This window comes from Chelativorans xinjiangensis (genome assembly GCF_009812055.1).
GTDB lineage: Bacteria > Pseudomonadota > Alphaproteobacteria > Rhizobiales > Rhizobiaceae > Chelativorans > Chelativorans xinjiangense.
In genome coordinates, this window is record NZ_WQNH01000044.1 from 22,859 (window position 1) to 40,959 (window position 18,101).

Consider the following 18,101-nt stretch of genomic DNA (forward strand, 5'->3'; position numbering starts at 1 on the left):
GGGTCAACTCAGCACCTTGAGCGCGCCATCGGACGACATCAGGCTCTCGAGCCCGTCTTGTCGGACGACCGCCATGTCCTCGACCTGAAGTCCGCCGAACCCTAGCTCGTAATAGGGCGTCTCCACGCACAGCACCATGCCCTCCTCGAACACGTCCGCGCTGCCGGCGGTGAGGTCCGGTAGGTCGTAACCGTCGAGCCCGATGCCGTGCCCGACATGGGAACGGTCGTAGTGGGGGATACCGGCGCGGCGGACGACGTCCACCATGCCGTGGAAGACGTCACGGGCCGTCACGCCGGGCCGGATCGCCTCATAGGCGTATTCCACCCCGTTCAGGAGCGCCTTGTGATAGGTGCGTGTCTTCGCCGTCGGCTCGCCCAGGACGGCGATGCGGGCGATGTCGGCGCGATAGTGCCGGTAGCGCCCGCCGGCGTCGAAGCGGATGATGTCGCCCATCCGCAGCGCGCGTTCGCCCGGCTGCACGTTCATCATCGCCGAGCGGGGCCCCGCGCCGATGCACCACAGCACGGGCTCGCCACCCAGCCGCACCGTCTCCAGGTTGAAGGCGATCCCGAGTTCGGCCTCCGTGACACCTGGTGCGGCGATCTTCAGCGCCGCCTCGATGGAGCGCTCGGCGATTCCGGCGGCGCGCTTGAGGCGCGCTATCTCCTCCGGCGTCTTGACCGCCCTGACCGCGCGGAAGAGGTCTGCTGCAGGCTCGAAGGCGATGCCGGGAAAGGCGGCCCGAAGCTCGGCGAGCACGGTCGGCCACATGCCCGCCTCATCGACGCCGACGCGTCCGGAGGAAAAGCCGAGAGCCTCGAGCCCCTTGCGCAGCGCATCGAAGGGTGTGCCGTCGTCGGGCAGGTCCTGGAGCGTGGCCTGCCGCCGCTGCATATCGGAGAGCGCGGCGCTGCGATCCACCTCGACGACGAATTTCCCGAACTTGCGCACATTGTGGACCGCGACCGGCTGGTCGATGATCAGGTCGAGGAGCCCGGCGCTCGCGACGATGAAGGGCTCTCCCGCGGAAGCGCGCGGCATGACCACATAAGTCTGTGGTCCCCGTCGGATCCACTGCGACAGCGCCCAGTAGCCGCTTGTGTAGGTCACGTTTTCCGGGCAGGTGGCGATCACGGCGTCGAGCTTTCGCTCCTCCATCTTGCGATGGAGCCTGTCGGCGTTCAGCAGGGTCACGTGGGGTACTCTCCTATTGGTCTTGTTTCCGTCGCCGGCGGCGCGCCGCCAGGATGAGCGCGAGGGCGACGAGCCCGGCTCCCAGTCCTGCAAGGTCGCTCGTCCAGCCCGGCACGATCAGCGCCACAGCGGCCGCGAAGAAGATCGCTCGTGCCCAAGGCGCGAGGGGGACGGCAAGCCAGCCGATCGCGGCGACCGACATGCAGAGGATGCCGATCAGCGCGGAGGCCGTTGCATGGACGATCTCGAACGCGCTTCCCATCCCGAGCAGCGCCGGCGCGTAGCAGAAGACGAAGGGCAGGAGGAAGACGCCCGCCGCCATGCGGGCAGCCTGCAGGCTGGTCCTCCACGGGTCGGCGTTGGCGACCGCCGCCGCCGCGAAGGAGGCGATGGCGAGCGGCGGCGTGATGTTCGACATCACGGCGCTGAAGAAGATAAACATGTGCGTGGCGAGCGGCTCGAAGCCGATCTTGATGAGCCCCGGGGCGAGGATCGCCGCCAGGACGATGTAGACGGCGGAGGTGGGCATGCCCATGCCGAGCACGATGGAGACGACCATCGTCAGGAGGAGAAACAGGAAGGCGCTGTCGCCGGCCAGGCTCGCGATGATGGCGGTCAGCCGCACGCCGAGACCCGTCAGCGAGATGATGCCGGCGATGAAGCCGCCGATGGCGCAGGCCACCACGACCGGCGCCAGAAGCTTGGGCGCCTCGACCGATGCCTCCCACAGGGTGCGGAGGATGTCACGGAAGCCCTTCCGCCCCAGGACGGGCATGGCGAGGACAAAGGCGACCACGCCATAGAAGCCGGCGACGGCCGGCGTGTAGCCGCGCACAAGGAAATAGACGATCGCCGCAAGCGGCATGAGCATGAAGACACCGTCGCGCAGGATGGCGCCGAGCTGCCTGCCAGACGCGGCCATGGCAGGTCGCAGCCCGCGGCTGCGCGCTTCCAGATCGACGGCAACGAAGATCGCCGTGAAGTAGAGGATGGCGGGCCCAAGGGCCGCGCGCATGATCTCGGCGTAGGAGACGCCCAGGAAGTCGGCCATGATGAAGGCGGCCGCCCCCATCACCGGCGGCGTGATGAGCCCGCCGGTGGAGGCCAGCGCCTCGACGCCGGCGGCGAAATCCTTGCGGTAGCCGTACGCCTTCATGGCGGGGATGGTGAAGGAGCCGGTTGTAACCACGTTGGCGGTCGAACTGCCCGAGAGCGTGCTCATCAAGGCGCTGGAAATGACCGCCGTCTTGGCCGGTCCGCCCACGAACCGGCCGGCGATCGCGTTGGCGAGGTCGCTGAAGAAGGAGCCGGCGCCGGAGGCCACCAGCAACGCGCCGAACAGCACGAACAGGAAGATGTAGCTGGCCGACGCGCCGATGGGCGTGCCCCAGAGCCCGTCCAGGCTCAGATAGATATGCTCGATGACCTGGTCGGCTGGATATCCGCGATGCCAGAGCGGGTAGGGCAGATAGGGGCCGACCTGCGTGTAGACTGCGAACAGCACCGCGAGCACGACCAGTGGCCAGCCGAGTGTTCGCCGCGTCGCTTCGAGCACGGCGAGCACGACCGTGATGCCCAGCACCCCCTCCGTCACCGTCACCGGCGTGACATAGAGCATGCGGTTCGTCACGTAGTGCGAGAACAGGATGATGTAACCGCTCGGCACGACGACGGCAGCCAGAAGAAGGATGTCCGCAAGCGCCTGGCGCAGCGTCCTCCTCTGCGCGTCCACGGCGCCGAGGCAGAACAGGACCGAGACGCCCAGCATGAAATGCGTGGCGCGATGCACCTCCGTCACCGGCGGACCGACGACGGCGACGGCCAGATGGTACGCGGTCATGGCGATTGCGATCGCCTTGGCGAGATGGACCAGTGCGGCCGAGAGCCGGTGTGCCTCGGCCGGAACGCCAGAATGCGATGCCGTATGCGTCATGCGTGCCGTCATCCTTGAAAGGAATTGGAGGCGGAGGCGGGCAGCGCCCGCTCACGCGCTATTTCAGCGCCCCGACCTCACGGTAGTACCGCTCCGCACCCGGATGCAGCCCGCCGCCGGGAACATCGGCCATTTCCTCGACGGTAAGCTCGGCAAATGAGGCATGCAGCGCGCGCACCGCGTCGATGTTCTCCGCGAGTGCCCTGGCGATCCAGTAGGCCTCCTCCTCGGGGATGTCGGCGGCACTCACCACCAGCATGCTGGCGGAGAGCGTGGGCACGTCCTCGCCCTGTCCCTCGTAGCTTTCCGCCGGGATCGTCGCCCGCCCCACTGTCGGCATCTCGGCGGCCACCTTTGCAAAAGTATCGTCCGGGATCGGCACGAGCCGGATCGGCACGGTGCTTGCAAGCTCCGCAACCCAGCTCGACGGGTAGGTGGCGATGGAGACCATACCGTCGGAGCGCCGGTCCTTCATGGCCTCGGTCTGCTCGGTCAGGCTGCCCTTCGACAGACGCAGGTCGCCCTCCGACAGGCCGTAGGCGGAAAGCACCCGGTCGAACACCACGGCCGTGATCGAGCCGGGCGGCTGCGTCACGAAGGGGCGGCCCTTCAGGTCCGCCACGGTCGAGATCTCCTCCGTGCCGTCGATGATGATGTGCATGATGCTGTCGTCGAGCCGGGCGATGACGGCGACATTCTCGATCGGCGCGTCGAAGGGCGCCTGGCCGTTCCTTGCCACGGTGACGGCCGGCGACATGGTGAAGCCCAGCTCGCCCTTGCCTGCGGCGACGTTGGCGATGTTGGAGAGGGCCGCTCCGAGTTCCGGATTCGACTGCACGCCCTTTTTCCCGAAGATCTCGGCCATGCCGGCGCCGATGCCGTACCAGCTGCTGCCGGAGACGGAGGTGAAGATGGTGATGCTGTCGGGCTTCTCCTGTGCTGCCACCGGCAGTGACAGCGTTCCGGCAAGGAGCGCGGCGGCGAGGGCGAGCCTTCTATGCATGTCGGTCTCCCATTGTTGTGGCCTTCCCTTCAGGCCGTTGCGGTTTTGGCTGCGCACAGCGCTTCGTCACGGCTAAGATACGCCCAGGCCTCGGCGAGCGAGCGGAAGGCGGGCGGCGCATCGGCCGCATCGCTCGAGCGGTCGACGTCCTTGAGGCCGCTCGCCGTGACGAGCGCTACGACACTATCGGAGGCGGCGATGACGTTCCTCCGCCGCATTTCGGCGATGGCCGCGAAGGGCGTGACCGAGGCAAGCTCGGCGAAGATGCCTTCCCGGGCGGCAAGCCTCTCCTGGAGCGCGATGAGGCCCGAATTGTTAACCGGTACCGCCGCGCCGTTCGATTCGCGCAGGGCCTTGAGCGCTTGGAAGGTACTGCGCGTCGCGCCGATCGATACCGCGAGCGTGTCGAAACGCGCAGGCATGTCGGGGATCGGGTCTTCCTTGGCCGCCAGGGCGGCGGCAAGCGATCCGTGAACCTCGGCCGCGAGCAGCCTGGGCAGGTGGTCGATTGTGCGCCGGCGGTGCAGCTCCTTGAAGCCTTCCCAGAGGCCGAAAAGCGCGTCGCCGTAGCAGACGGGCAGCACGCACCAGTCTGGCACCTTCCCGCCCATTTGCTCGACGATTTCCGGGGCGAGCGTCTTGTAGCCCTCGATGCCGATCGGATGGCTGCCCACCACCGGCGCATGGAAGGGGGAGGTGGCGAACCAGCCGAGGCGCCGGACGCCTTCAGCTACCAGCGGCCACCGGTCGGCCTTCTCGGAGAGCGCCACCACCGTCGCGCCATATTTGCGGATCTGCGTCAGCATCGGTCCGGCGGTGCCGGCGAAGGTGACCACCACACAGGAGAGGCCGGCGCGCGCCGCGTAAGCCGCGAGCGAGGCCCCGGCATTGCCGGAGGAAGCCGTCGCCACCACGCGCGCGCCCTGAAGCCGTGCCATGGAGACGGCGACGGTCGAGAACCGGTCCTTGTGCGACCAGGTGGGATTGCGCCCCTCGTCCTTGACGAGCAGATTGGGAACGCCGAGTTCCTGCCCCAGCGCGGGCACGGGAAGCAGCGGTGTCAGCCCCTCGCCAAGCGACACCGCTTCGCCGGCTGCGCAGGGAAGCATGTCAGCGTGGTGCCAGAGGGTGGGCACGCGTGCCGAGAGGCCGCCGCCATCAGCATGCCTACCGGCCTCATCGTAGACAACCTGCAGGTTGGCCGGCGCCTTGTCGAAGCACCGCAGGCAGCCGCGCGAATCGATCGCATAATCGGCCGGGTGACGGGTGCCGCAGCGGATACACGAGTAGCCGATCATGCGGCTCATGACGGCACCTCCACAAGCGCGCCGCCCGCCTCCTGCCTGTAGCCGAGGCTTGCGGAGATGCGGCCGGCGGCGGCCATGACGGTCTCCGCCGCCTCCTCGATCTTCACCTCCGGCCCCACCGAACGCGGATAGGCCACGCTGATGCCAGCAACGACAGCGCCGGAGGCGTCGCGCAGCGGCGCGCCCACGGCGACAAGCCCGACAAAGTTCTCGTCCACCGAGATGGCGTGTCCCCGCTCCTCGGCGGCCCCGACCTCAGCGGCCAGTGCGCCCGGGTCGGTGATGGTGGCAGGCGTGAGGCGCTCGAACGGTCCCCTGCCGAGGATGCCGGCAATGGCCTCGCGGCCGAGGCCGGAAAGCAGCACCTTGCCGAGCGCCGTGGAATGCAGGCGGAAGCTCTCGCCGGGTGCGGAGCGGATAACCACCGGACCGCTGCTTTGCACGGTGAGCAGATAGATGCCGCGGTCGCCGCGCCGCACGCCGAGGAAGGCGTTGAAGCAATTCTCCGCCGCCAGCGCCTGCAACTCCTGCTCGGCGCGCCCCACCAGGCGGTCCTTGTGCAGGATATGCCGGGCGAGCGCGAGCACGGAGCGGCCGAGACGGTAGCGCCGGGTGTCCGGCTCCTGCTCGACATAGTTCTTGTGGGCCAGCGTGTTCACAATGCGCTGCACGGCGGGGGCGCTCAGGCCCAGGCGGCGGGCGATCTCGCGCACGCCGAGCGCTTCGTCCGCGTTGCTCAAGACATCCAGGGCCGCCAGTCCGCGCTCCAGCGAGAGATTGCCCGACATAGGTATTGTTCCTTAAAATGGAATAGTGTTCCTTATTTCGACTATAGGAGCAGCAAAGCACGCGCTCGTCAAGGGGACGGGCGCGTGGTGGAATTGTCGGGGTCCGGAAGCTGGGCGGCCGGGGCGTCAGCCGACCTGCGCGAGATGCCGGATCGGCTTACCTGGCGAAATGGCCTCCGCGGCCCTGACGATTGCCTGCGCGTTTATGCCGTAGTGCCGGTAGAGGTCGGCGATCGTGCCCGTCTGGCCGAAATGCTCCACGCCCAGCGCGCGCGTGCGGTGGCCATGGACGGCGCCGAGCCAGCCGAGCGTGGCGGGATGCCCGTCGACGACGGTGACGAGCCCGCAATGGGAGGGGACGTCGGCCAGGAGCCGCTCGACGTGGCTCATCGCATGCACCAGCCCGTGCTCGCGCGCCCGCTGCGCCGCCGTCCAGCCGGCATTGAGCCGGTCGGCCGAGGTGACCGCGAAAAGTCCGACGTCGCGGCGGTCCTCGGCCATCAGCCCCACCGCTTGGATGGCCTCCGGCGCCACCGCGCCACTATAGGCCACCACCACCTGCGTGTTGGGTCCCGGCGGGCGTAGCCAGTAGCCGCCGTTGATCATCGCTTCGGCCAGCCGGCCGTCGATCTCGCGCCGCGGTTGCTCGATGCCCCGCGTCGAAAGCCGCAGATAGACCGAGCCGCCCACCGCATCGCGCAGCCAGGTGACCGCGTCCGGCTCGTCCTCGCCCGAACGCTGGATGTAGTCGAAGGCGAAGCGCAGGATGACGGCGAGCTCGTCGACGAAGGCCGGCTCGAAGCTCGCCAGCCCGTCCTGCGCCATACCGATCAGGGGTGTGGCGATCGACTGATGCGCCCCGCCCTCCGGCGCGAGCGTGATGCCGGAGGGCGTGGCGGCTAGGATGAAGCGCGCGTCCTGATAGCAGGCATAGTTGAGCGCATCGAGCCCGCGCTCGATGAAGGGGTCGTAGAGCGTGCCCACCGGCAGGAGGCGCTCGCCGAAGAGCGAATGCGAGAGGCCGAGGGCGGAGAGCATGAGGAACAGGTTCATCTCGGCGATGCCGAGTTCCAGATGCTGGCCGGACGGCGAGAACGCCCAGCGGTAGGTCGAGGGGATGCGCTCGGCCTTGAAGACGTCGGCCCGGGCATCGCGCGCGAAGAGGCCGCGGCGGTTCACCCAGGCGCCGAGATTGGTCGACACGGTCACATCCGGCGATGTGGTGACGACGCGCTCGGCGAAGGTGCCGTCCTGCTTGGCGATCCCGTGCATGAGGAGCCCGAAGCCCTGCTGCGTAGACATGGTCGGTGCAAGCTGGATGTCGAGCTTTTCGGGCACCTCGACCACGGGCGCTGCGAAGCGCCTGCGGCCGCCGGCGTTGAACGGTGCCAGGGTTATGAAGTCCCTGAGCGTCTTTTCCTGCTCACGCAGGCCCTCGAAGGGCTCCCACTCGCGGCCCTCGCGGATGTTCATGGCCTCTCGAAGTGCTGCCATCTGTGCCGGCGTCATCAGGCCGGCATGGTTGTCCTTGTGGCCGGCAAGTGGCAGGCCGTAGCCCTTGACCGTGTAGGCGATGAAGCAGACCGGCCGGTCATGCTGCCGAGCCTCCTCGAAGGCGGAAAGCAGCGACGGCAGGTCGTGGCCGCCGAGATTGGCCATCAGCCGCGCCAGCTCATCGTCGCTGCGCCGATCGATCAGCCGCGAGACATCGCCCTGGTCGCCAATGTCGTCGATCAGGCGCCTGCGCCAAGCCGCCCCGCCCTGGAAGGTGAGCGCCGAATAGAGCTGGTTGGGGCAGGCGTCGATCCACGCCTTCAGCGCCTCCCCGCCGGGCTCGGCGAAGGCCGCCTGAAGCAGCGAGCCGTATTTGAGGATCACCACGTCCCAGCCGAAATTGCGGAAAATCGCCTCGAACCGTTCCCACAGGCCCTCCCGCACCACCGCGTCGAGACTCTGGCGGTTGTAGTCGACCACCCACCAGGTGTTGCGCAGGCCATGCTTCCAGCCTTCCAGCAGCGCCTCGAAGATGTTGCCCTCGTCCATCTCCGCATCGCCGATGAGGGCGACCATGCGCCCCTCGGGGCGATCGCTGCCCCAGCCACGGGCGCGCAGATAGTCCTGCGCAAGCGAGGCGAACAGCGTTTGCGCGGCGCCCAAGCCCACGGAGCCGGTGGAGAAGTCCACGTCGTCCGTGTCCTTGGTGCGCGAGGGATAGGATTGCGCGCCCCGGTAGCCGCGGAAGTTTTCCAGCTTCTCGCGCGTCTGGTTGCCGAAGAGATACTGGATCGCGTGGAAGACGGGGCTTGCATGCGGCTTCACCGCGGTCCGGTCCTCGGGTCTGAGCACGGCGAAGTAGAGCGCCGTCATGATCGTCGCCAGCGAGGCCGAGGAGGCCAGATGCCCGCCCACCTTCAGCCCGTCCTCGTTCGGACGGATATGGTTGGCATAGTGGATCATCCACGCGGAGAGCCACAGGACCTTCCGCTCCAGCGCGGAGAGGGGGGGCAGGCGAGTGTCGGACATGGAAATTCCCTCCGTTGCGACCCGACCTTAGGAGAGAGCGGCAGGCTGAAGGAGCCAATTTCCACGGTTGTTTCAGTGGCTTTTGGCTGAATCGCTTAAAGAAAGCTCATTTCTGGAGAGTTTTCGCCAAAAAAATCAACAGCTACGGGTCCGGAGCATGCATACCGCGCGATCCATAGGTGTGAGGGGATGCCGGCTGGAACCGGAAGTCATGACCCAATCCAGACCTCGCGCTCATCGGATCGGGGTTCTGGAAGGCGGCCGTGCTGGACCATCGCGATACCTCGAAGCGCGAGCACAGGAGTATCGTTGCGCAACGCCACACGGTTCAAGGCGCCGAGGGGATCACCCGCTTCGAGCGCACACGCCGCGGCTGTCATCAGCCATGCCACCGAAATACCGCCACGTTTGTTACTCCCATCATTCGATTTCCGGTGCCAAATTGTCTCACGACCAACAACGAGCGGTGAGCGGAAAATGGAACCGCGCTTCAGCCACGGGGCGCGGGAGTTCGCCCAAATCAGGAGGTTTCAAAAGCCATGACCACATCAACCGAGAACGGACGGAAAGGTGGACAGCCTGCCATGCACACACCACCGGTCGTGTCGCTGCAGGAATGGGAGGCGGCCCGCCAGCAGTTGCTCGTGAAGGAGAAGGCCCAGACCCGCGCCCGTGATGCGCTTGCCGCCGAGCGCCGGCGAATGCCGTGGATGGCGGTGGAGAAGGCGTATGCGTTCGAGGGGCCTGCGGGCAAGGCCAGCCTGCTCGACCTGTTCGACGGTCGGCGCCAGCTGATCGTCTACCGCGCCTTCTTCGAGCCGGGAGTGTTCGGCTGGCCCGACCACGCCTGCCGGGGCTGCTCCGTGGTGGCCGACCAGGTCGCCCACGTCGCCCACCTGAACGCCCGTGACACCACCCTCGTCTTCGTCTCGCGTGCGCCTCAGGCGGACATCGCACGGCTGAAGGCGCGGATGGGCTGGGAGATGCCGTGGTTCACCATCACGGACAACTTCGACGCCGACTTCGGCGTGGACGAATGGCACGGCACGAACGTGTTCTACCGTGACAGCGACCGCGTGTTTCGCACCTATTTTATCAACAACCGCGGCGACGAGCAGATGGGGAGCACCTGGAACTACCTCGACATCACGCCGCTGGGCCGGCAGGAGGTCTGGGAGGACTCGCCCGAGGGCTATCCTCAGACCCCGACCTACAAGTGGTGGAACTGGCATGACAGCTACGTACCGGACGCAGCGCCCGACAAAGCGGCTTCGGGGAACATTGCCTGATCGCGAACCAGAGGGACATTGAACGGGCGACACTGAGTTGAACGATTGGAAAGGCGGACCCGGTGACGGGCTGGTCCTTGCCGCAGCGCTCACCCTTTGCACTGCGGCGGCGGAGGCGCGCGATATCGTGTGGGCGCTACGACGACATCGATAAGCTCGATCCACACAGGGCGACGAGCACGCTTTCGCTCAATGGCGCTGGCCGCCCGGGCAGTGACGAGTGGTCCGGCACGCGGGCTTGGCGGCGGCTGAATGCTGCGATTAAAGGACGGGCTTTGCAGAAGTATTCCGCGGCGATGGGGTCCAGAAGCCTTTGTGCACCTTCGCGGATTCTTCGGCGAGAAGGGGGCCGATAACCTCGACTTGCCGCTGCCCGGCGGCGAAGACATCGCGACAGGGCAGGTCCATCGTCAGGTTCTCGGGATCGGGGCCGATCAACTCCTTGAGCGCTTTCTCGCTCATCCCGTGCACGACCCGTCCCACCCCCGCCCAATAGACCGCGCCAGCGCACATCGCGCAGGGCTCGGCGCTGGTGTACATGGTGCAGCCGGCGAGGAAATCCGCGTCGTATTTCAACGAAGCTTCGGTCATCAAGTTGCGTTCCGCATGTCCGGTGCGGTCGCCCCTCGTGCCACAGGTGTTCATCGCCTCCAAGAGGATGTTGCCGTCGGGATCTGCCAGGAGCGCGCCAAAGGGATGATCGCCGCGGGCTCTCGATTGTTCGGCAAGCTCCATCGTGCGGCGGAGAAGTTCAAGTTCGCGCGTGCTTTCGATCGTCATTGGCGGCTCCTTTCGCCGAATTCCTAATGTTCCAGCCAACCTGCAGCAAGAGATTTGCTTGCAGCGTAGGCATTTTGAATCAATGCTCATTATTTAATCACGACAAAGCCCGCTTGCTCATGGCGATGGCATTCCAGAACCCCCGGTCCCGGCAAAGGCCGGGAAAACAGGCATATTTCCGTTTGGCACGCTTCCTGCATGGCTGTTCGTGAGTAGAAGCGGTCAGGGCGAAAGGCCCGGGACATTGCTCGGCACAAAAGCGATCCTGAGATGAGGGGCGTACATGCCGGCTTTCTTTCTGCTCTGTGTGAATTCCCTGCAAACCGTTCATCGCCGGCGCCCAAGTCCTTGGGCGGGGTGCGCCGGCCATCGCAACCTGCCTGAGAGGATCATCCGAAGATGAAGAGAATGATCGTGAAGACTTTGCTTGGCGGAGCGTTCGCCGCGACTGCTGCCATCTCGGCCGCGCTGGCCGCCGACAAGGTAGTCTACCAGCTCGATTGGCTGCCGGGCGGCGATAAGGCCCCTATCTATGTCTGTATCCAGACGGGCTTCTGCGCCGAAGAGGGGCTTGAGGTAACGATCGAGGGCGGCCGCGGCTCTTCGGAGGCGATCACCAAGCTCGCCACCGGCGTCTCCGATATCGGCTCGGCAGGCATCGGTGCGCTGATGTCGGCCAAGGCAGGTGAGGGGGTGCCGGTCACCGCGGTCATGTCGCTATTCAACAAGGGCCCACATGCCTTTTACGCCCTCGTCGGAAGCGGCGTCGAAAAAATCGAGGATGTGAAGGGCAGGAGCGTGGCGACATCGCCCTTCACCGAGTCCAATATTTATCTGCCGCTTGTGCTTCAGGACATGAGCATGGCGGAAACCGACATAACACTCACCAAGGCCGATCCCGGCGCGCTCGGCCCCATGCTGATGACTGGGGCAACGGACGTGATCATCGCCTGGCTGACCGATGTCAGCCGCTACACCGGCCAGGCGAAGGAAGCAGGCAAGGAACTCGTCATTTTCCCGTGGTCCGCGGCCGGCCTGGAGCTTTATTCGGCCTCGCTCGTCGCCTCGGACAAGTTCCTCAAGGAGCGCCCGGACGTCGCGCGGCGCTTCATCGAGGCTTACAAGAAGTCGATCGCGTTTGCGTATGAGAACCCAAAGGAGGCTGCCGAGGCCGTCGCCGCCGCGGTGCCCGAGCTTTCGGTCGAAAATGTCGAGGGCTCGCTGAAGGACGCCATGGTGCTCGTCTTCAACGAGGTCACCGAGAAAGACGGTCTCGGCGCGTTCGAGCCGGAGCGGCTGAAAGCCACATGGGAGCGTGTCTCCAAGGCGCAGGGCCTGGATCCCACAGCGCTCGATCCCGAATCGATCGTCGACCGCAGCTTTGCAGCGGGGAGCTGACGGCGATGAGCACCGCGGTGCCAGCCATCCGCTTTTCCAGCATAGGACAGGTGTTCCGCACGGGGTCCGGCACGCTTGAGGCATTGCGCGGCATCGACATGACAGTCGGCCGCCACGAGTTCGTGGCGGTCCTCGGGCCATCGGGCTGCGGCAAGTCCACGTTGCTGCGTTTGACCTCCGGCCTGATCCGGCCGACGAGCGGGACGGTTGAGGTCTTCGGCCACCCGGTCAGCGAACCGCGTGACGATATCGGCATCGTCTTCCAGAAGCCGACCCTGCTGCCTTGGGCGACGGTGGAGGACAATATCGTCTTCCCCGCGCGTCATAAGACCGGACGCGTCGGAGGCGATGACCGCGAGAAGGGCCGCGTTCTCATAGCAAGGGTCGGACTGCAGGGTTTCGGGAAGCAACTGCCCGCCGAACTGTCGGGCGGCATGCAGCAGCGCGTAGGCATTGCCCGCGCGCTGTTCATGAACCCCGACATACTGCTCATGGATGAGCCCTTTTCCGCTCTCGATGCGCTCACGCGTGAAGAGATGGGGTTCGAGCTTCTGCGCATCTGGGAAGCCCAGCCAAAGACGGTGATGTTCATCACCCACTCGATCGGCGAGGCGGTGCTGCTCGCCGATCGCGTTCTGGTGATGAGCGAGCGCCCCGGCCACATCGTGGAAAACCTCCGTATCGAGCTGCCGCGTCCGCGCGGCATCGACACCAGCAACAACAAGGCCATGCATGACTATGTCGGATACCTCAGAGGCCTCCTCCTTAAGCGTGCGGCCTGAGCGGAGCGAGACCCGGCGCCAGGTGATGGCCCGCGCGATCCGAGCGCCGGGCGTGTTGCCCGCCGCGACCTTCGTGCTCATTCTGCTGGTCTGGGAAGCTTCCTGCCGCGTCTTTGCCATTCCTTCCTTCATTCTGCCGGCGCCGACGCGCGTCCTGGGCGGGTTTGGCGCCGTCGACACCGCGCGCTGGCTCGAACATGTGTGGGCGACACTGCGCGTGGCCATGACCGGATATTTCCTCTCGATCGCGATCTCGCTGCCGCTTTCGATCATGCTGTCGCGCTCGGAAATCCTGTCGCGCGCGATCTACCCCATTCTGGTGGTGATCCAGGCGACGCCCGTTGTCGCCATCGCACCCGTCATCATCGTCGCGCTCGGCTCGGGCGACCTGCCGAGGGTGGTCATCACGTGCCTCATCACTTTTTTCCCGCTCGTCGTCTCCACCACCACGGGCCTGATGGCGACGCCGCCCGAACTGATAGAATTATCGCGCAGCCTGCGCGCCCCCGTCTTCAGAGAAATCACCCAGATCAGGCTTCCCTATGCCGTTCCCTATCTCTTCTCCGCACTCAAGATCTCGATCACGCTGGCGATCATCGGCGCTGTGGTGGCCGAGTTCGTCGCGGCGGAAAAGGGCCTCGGCTACTACATCCAGTTCTCGACTTCGATGTTTCAGGTCCAACAGGCCTGGGCGGGCCTCATCGTGCTGGTGCTGCTTTCCCTGATCCTGTTCCAGATCGTCACCGCCATCCAGCGGTTCTGGTTTCCCTGGAGTCTGCCGGGTGACCGCACATGACGAGCTTTCTCATCAGGAACGCAGTGGGCATTCTTACCGGGCTCAACGACACGGCAGCGCGCGCTGCCGGTGACATCCGCGTCCGCGACGGGAAGATCGCGGCCATCGGCGAACTCAGGCCGCTGCCGGGTGAGCGCATAATCGACGCCTCCAACGCGGTTGTCACACCCGGCCTCGTCAACACCCACCACCACCTTTTCCAGAGCGTGCTCAAGGCCGTGCCTGAAGGCATGAACGAGGCGCTCGCCGCCTGGCTGCGCCTCGTCCCCTATTCCTATTGGGACAGGATCGACGAGGAAGCGCTGCGCGTCTCGGCCATGATCGGCCTTGCGGAACTGGTACTGTCCGGCGCTACGACCGTAGCCGACCACCATTATTTCTACTCCGACCGCTATGAGTATGATCCCGGCGACGTCCTCTTCGAGACCACGGCGCGTTTCGGTGTCCGCTTCGTTCTGGCGCGTGGCGGCGCCACGAAGGGCCGCAAGTTCGACGGCGACGATATCGCGCCTGTTCCCGTCGAGTCGCTCACCAAGATGATCGACGCCGTGGCCGCAACTGCTCGGCGCTGGCACGACCCTTCTCCCGATGCCATGCGCCGTGTCGCCTTCGCCCCGACGACGCCGACCTTCTCGCTCGGCGAGCCGGAATTGAAGGAGGTCGCTTCCGCCGCGCGCGCGATGGGGCTTCGCCTGCACAGCCATCTTTCCGAGAACATGGACTATGTGGCCTACACGCTCGCCAATTACGGCAAGCGCCCGGTGCATTGGCTTGCCGAGCACGATTGGCTGGGGCCTGATGTCTGGTTCGCCCATCTGGTCGAGTGCGCGCCGGATGAGGTGCGCCTTCTGGCGGAAACGGGAACGGCCATGGCACATTGCCCGCAGGCGAATGCCAGGCTCGGCTCAGGCATCGCGCCAGCGGCCACGCTCGATGCGCTCGGCGGAACGGTGTCGCTGGCCGTCGATGGAGCGGCTGCGAACGAGGCAGCCGATATGGCTTCCGCACTCTATGCCGCCTTCGCGATCCAGCGCGCCGCAAACGGGGTGGGCGCGACGACGGCTGAATCGGTATTGCGCTGGGCGAGTGCCGAAGGGGCGAAGGCACTGGGCTTCGACGCCATCGGGACGATCGAGGTCGGCAAGCACGCCGACATCGCCATCTTCGACTTGGGCGCGCCACGCTATTTCGGTCAGCACGACCGCGTTGTCGGCCCGATCGTCTCTGGCGGCGAGGCGCGGGTGCGTCACAGCTTCGTGGGCGGACGCGCGCTGGTGGAAAACTACAGGATACCCTGGCTCGACCTCGCTCAGCTCGATGCCGATGCCGCCCGAGTCGTCGGCAAGATTGCAAAGAAGACGTCGGAAACGGAGGAGAAAACCCGGGCCATCGGCTGAGGGAGTGGCCGTCCCAGCCATACATCGGAGTAGAAGCAGTCAACGCCATCGGCGCCGGTCATTGCTCCTCTTTGTCACGCGGCAATCGCTGCAATTTTCAAACGGAGTGAACAATGGAAACCACAGCAGCAAAGAAGGACTACGCGCTCGCGGAACTCAACAAGGAAGCGACTTTCGGCGGCATGGGCCGGGTCAAAGAACGGGCCGTTCCGCAAGTCGACCTCAGTGATTTCGAGCGGCGCAAGGCGGAGATCGCCGACCAGCTCTGGGAAGCATCGACGCAGATCGGCTTTTTCCAGCTCGTCAATCACGGCATTCCCCAAGCACAGATCGACGAGGCCTTCGAGTTCACGGCCCGCTTCTTCGATCTCGCAGCCGAGGTAAAAGCGAAATATCCGCTGCGCAAAGGCACGAATGCGGGATGGGAGTACAAGGCGCAAGTTCGACCTTCCACCGGGACAGCCGACAACAAGGAAAGCTATCAGATCACCCTGCCGCGCATGGCCGATCTCTGGCCGACGGGCGAGGAACTCCCTGGCTTCAAGGCCGTCATGCTGGCTTTCGAGCGCGCCAACTGGGCGCTCGGCATGAAGGTGCTGTCCTGCTTTGCGCTCAAGCTTGGCTTTGCGCCCGATTTCTTCACCGACGCGCATGATCCGATGTCGCCGGAATACCAGAGCACGCAGCGGCTGATCCACTATTTGCCGATGCAGAACGCGAAGCCGGAAGACTTTACGGGTTGGCGAGCCGGCGCCCATACCGACTTCGATTGCTTGACCCTCCTGCACCAGCGCGTCGGCCAGGGCGGACTGCAGCTATGCCCAGGTAAGGAAGCGGGGTCGGGTGAATTGGAGTGGACCGACGTCCCGCCACTGCCGGGCGTCGTCACCTGCAATATCGGCGACATGCTCATGCGCTGGAGCGACGATCAGCTGCAATCGACGCTGCACCGGGTGCGCATGCCGCGGGAGGACGAATATCTCGGCCCGCGCTATTCGCTGCCCTTCTTCTGCCAGGCCAATAAGGATGCCGTGATCCAGGGACCGGGGAAGAAATATGACCCGATCACCGCGCACGATTATCTTCAGCAACGCATCGTAGCGAACAGCCTCTAGTCTTGCACTCGGGGAGGCGGCCCTCAGGCCCGCTTCTGGCGCGTGAGAAACGGGATCAGCGCCCCCGCGAGTTGCGCGGGGGCGCTGATGTGAGGTACGTGGCCTGCATCGAGCATTACCCGCTCGGCGCCCGGCACGAGTTCTTGCATGCGTCTTTGCAGTTCGTGCGCCACGGAGCGGTCGCGCAGGCATTCGATGTAAAGCCGCGGGAGCCTGTTGAAGCGGGAGTCCGTCCAGCGCACCGCGACGTCGCGCCCACCCTGGGGTTGCGGCGTCAGCCGGGCAAGGGCTGCAAGCGCCGCATCGTGCGCCATATCGCTCAGGAAGATCTCCGCTGCGGCTTCCGTCGGAACGGCAGTGGACTGGCGATCAGGCGACCACACGAGATGCGGGCCGATGCCGGCGAGCCCCCGGTCGGCCGCGCGCTCATCGGCCAGAAATTCCGCGAAGCGCATGCCGGACGGCAGCATCATGCCGGCGATATAGGCGACGCGGTCGACCTTCCCGGCGAGCGCTTCTGCGGCAGCGGTGGCCACCACGCCTCCTCCAGAATGGCCGACAAGGCTCACGCAGCCTTTTGTTGCCGCGACGATCTTTTCGATGTGCTGTACATAAAGGTCGAGAGAAACGGCCTCCGGAGACGTGTCGTCGTGGCCGTTTCCCGGCAGGTCTACAGCAATTGCCGCAAGCCCTGCATCTTCGAGCAGCGGCATCAGCCTTGTCCAGACCCAGCTGCCCTGCCATGCGCCGTGGATCAGGATGACGGTGCTGGCGCCGGCTTTGTCAGGCGGCCGCATAGGTCTTGCGGTACATGGCCTGCAAATGCTCCTCCACCGTAATCGGCGGATAGCGGGGCGTTTCTCCGGGCGACAAGCAGGTGGGGATGCAGGAGACTTTATGATCGGGATTGCCGGTAAAGAAGAACGGGATCGAATAACGCTCCCTTCCGGACCTGTTGATCACGCGGTGCAGCGTGGAGCGATAGCGGTCATTCGTCCACCGGGCGATCATATCGCCCAGGCTGACGACGAAAGTCCCCGGTATGGGTGTGGCCTCGATCCAGCTTTGCGTCGCGTTGTCGAAAACCTGCAGGCCGCCCACTTCATCCTGGAGAAGAAGGGTCAGTCCGCCGAAATCCGTGTGCGCGCCGGCGCCGAGTTCGTCGAGCGCCGATTGGGCCGGCTGAGGCGGATAGTGCAGCAGCCGCAGGATCGCCAGCGGATCGCGCGAGAAGCCGGCGAAATGGTCCTCCTTGAGATCGAGCGATAGTGCCAGTCCGCGCATCAGCCGCTCGGCGAGATCGAGCATGGCGGCATGATAGGCGCGCATGACAGGCCGGAAGCCGGGAAGGTCTTGCGGCCACTGGTTCGGTCCGTGATTGAACTTCCGTGCCTGCACGCGGGGATCGTCTTCGGGCAACTCCAATCCAATATAGTAGCCTTCCTTCATGTCCGGCTTGGCGCCGGCCTGCAGCGTCTGGCCGCCGAGCGGCTCGTAGCCACGATTACAGAAGGAAAGGGACTTCGACACCCGCTCCTTGACCTCCGCCCGCTGGCTGAAGAAGGCGCGGGTTTCCTCGAAGGCGGCATCGATCAGGCCCTGCGGGATGCCGTGCCCGGCGCAATAGAAGAACCCCTTGTCAAGGCACGCTTCGCGCAAGGCCTGGCCGACCGCCTTGCGGGCGGCGGGATCTGAAGCGGACAAGCCTGAGTGCCTGAATCATAAAGATCGGTTGGATTTCATGGTCTTGCGAGCCGCCGCGTGAGCATGCGGATGCTGGCGATGAGAACCCA

15 protein-coding genes and 1 pseudogene are annotated in these 18,101 nt (G+C 65.5%); 6 read left to right on the top strand and 10 right to left on the bottom strand.

Annotated elements, in window-relative coordinates; all coding sequences use genetic code 11:
- Positions 1–3: 3 nt before the first annotated feature.
- From GM910_RS21320 to GM910_RS27425, 7 genes and pseudogenes are all read right to left on the bottom strand, one after another.
- Complete coding sequence (locus GM910_RS21320; protein WP_281354917.1) at positions 4–1,197, bottom strand: M24 family metallopeptidase; 1,194 nt, start codon at positions 1,195–1,197, stop codon at positions 4–6.
- A gap of 13 nt (positions 1,198–1,210) precedes the next feature.
- Complete coding sequence (locus GM910_RS21325) at positions 1,211–3,130, bottom strand: TRAP transporter permease (RefSeq protein WP_201285568.1); 1,920 nt, start codon at positions 3,128–3,130, stop codon at positions 1,211–1,213.
- Positions 3,131–3,188: 58 nt separating this feature from the next.
- Positions 3,189–4,133, bottom strand: coding sequence for a TAXI family TRAP transporter solute-binding subunit (locus GM910_RS21330; protein ID WP_159591075.1), 945 nt, complete (start codon positions 4,131–4,133; stop codon positions 3,189–3,191).
- 29 nt (positions 4,134–4,162) lie between these two features.
- Entirely contained in the window at positions 4,163–5,440 is a 1,278-nt protein-coding gene (locus tag GM910_RS21335) for a threonine synthase (protein ID WP_159591078.1), read from the bottom strand.
- On the bottom strand, positions 5,437–6,228 hold the full coding sequence (locus GM910_RS21340; protein WP_159591081.1) for an IclR family transcriptional regulator: 792 nt from the start codon (positions 6,226–6,228) through the stop codon (positions 5,437–5,439). The genes GM910_RS21335 and GM910_RS21340 overlap by 4 nt, the downstream gene beginning before the upstream one ends.
- A 126-nt stretch (positions 6,229–6,354) precedes the next feature.
- On the bottom strand, positions 6,355–8,751 hold the full coding sequence (locus GM910_RS21345; protein WP_159591084.1) for a transketolase: 2,397 nt from the start codon (positions 8,749–8,751) through the stop codon (positions 6,355–6,357).
- 239 nt (positions 8,752–8,990) lie between these two features.
- Positions 8,991–9,143: pseudogene (locus tag GM910_RS27425) on the bottom strand (helix-turn-helix domain-containing protein); the annotation flags it as partial.
- A gap of 147 nt (positions 9,144–9,290) precedes the next feature.
- Between GM910_RS27425 and GM910_RS21350 the strand changes: the two are divergent.
- On the top strand, positions 9,291–10,040 hold the full coding sequence (locus GM910_RS21350) for a DUF899 domain-containing protein (RefSeq protein ID WP_201285569.1): 750 nt from the start codon (positions 9,291–9,293) through the stop codon (positions 10,038–10,040).
- 261 nt (positions 10,041–10,301) lie between these two features.
- Here GM910_RS21350 and GM910_RS21355 read toward each other — a convergent pair whose 3' ends face one another.
- Positions 10,302–10,820, bottom strand: a complete 519-nt coding sequence (locus tag GM910_RS21355; protein WP_159591087.1) for a nucleoside deaminase — start codon at positions 10,818–10,820, stop codon at positions 10,302–10,304.
- Between the two features lie 408 nt (positions 10,821–11,228).
- Here GM910_RS21355 and GM910_RS21360 point away from each other — a divergent pair, with 408 nt between their 5' ends.
- The 5 genes from GM910_RS21360 to GM910_RS21380 all read left to right on the top strand — a co-directional run bounded on the left by GM910_RS21360 (position 11,229) and on the right by GM910_RS21380 (position 16,308).
- Complete coding sequence (locus GM910_RS21360; RefSeq protein WP_201285571.1) at positions 11,229–12,218, top strand: ABC transporter substrate-binding protein; 990 nt, start codon at positions 11,229–11,231, stop codon at positions 12,216–12,218.
- A gap of 5 nt (positions 12,219–12,223) precedes the next feature.
- Positions 12,224–13,000 carry an ABC transporter ATP-binding protein gene (locus tag GM910_RS21365; RefSeq protein WP_159591093.1) on the top strand — a complete coding sequence of 259 codons (777 nt, stop codon included), beginning with the start codon at positions 12,224–12,226 and terminating at the stop codon, positions 12,998–13,000.
- A complete protein-coding gene (locus GM910_RS21370) occupies positions 12,951–13,796 on the top strand; it encodes an ABC transporter permease (RefSeq protein ID WP_159591096.1) in 846 nt (281 codons plus the stop codon). The genes GM910_RS21365 and GM910_RS21370 overlap by 50 nt, the downstream gene beginning before the upstream one ends.
- Positions 13,793–15,193 (top strand): amidohydrolase family protein, encoded by a 1,401-nt coding sequence (locus tag GM910_RS21375; protein ID WP_159591099.1) that lies wholly within the window; start codon positions 13,793–13,795, stop codon positions 15,191–15,193. Before GM910_RS21370 ends, GM910_RS21375 begins: the two co-directional genes overlap by 4 nt.
- Positions 15,194–15,306: 113 nt before the next feature.
- On the top strand, positions 15,307–16,308 hold the full coding sequence (locus tag GM910_RS21380) for an isopenicillin N synthase family dioxygenase (protein ID WP_159591102.1): 1,002 nt from the start codon (positions 15,307–15,309) through the stop codon (positions 16,306–16,308).
- A gap of 23 nt (positions 16,309–16,331) precedes the next feature.
- Here GM910_RS21380 and GM910_RS21385 read toward each other — a convergent pair whose 3' ends face one another.
- Entirely contained in the window at positions 16,332–17,105 is a 774-nt protein-coding gene (locus tag GM910_RS21385) for an alpha/beta fold hydrolase (RefSeq protein ID WP_159591105.1), read from the bottom strand.
- Positions 17,092–18,012: an isopenicillin N synthase family dioxygenase gene (locus GM910_RS21390; protein WP_159591108.1), complete on the bottom strand. Its 921-nt coding sequence runs from the start codon at positions 18,010–18,012 to the stop codon at positions 17,092–17,094. The genes GM910_RS21385 and GM910_RS21390 overlap by 14 nt, the downstream gene beginning before the upstream one ends.
- Positions 18,013–18,101 lie beyond the last annotated feature (89 nt).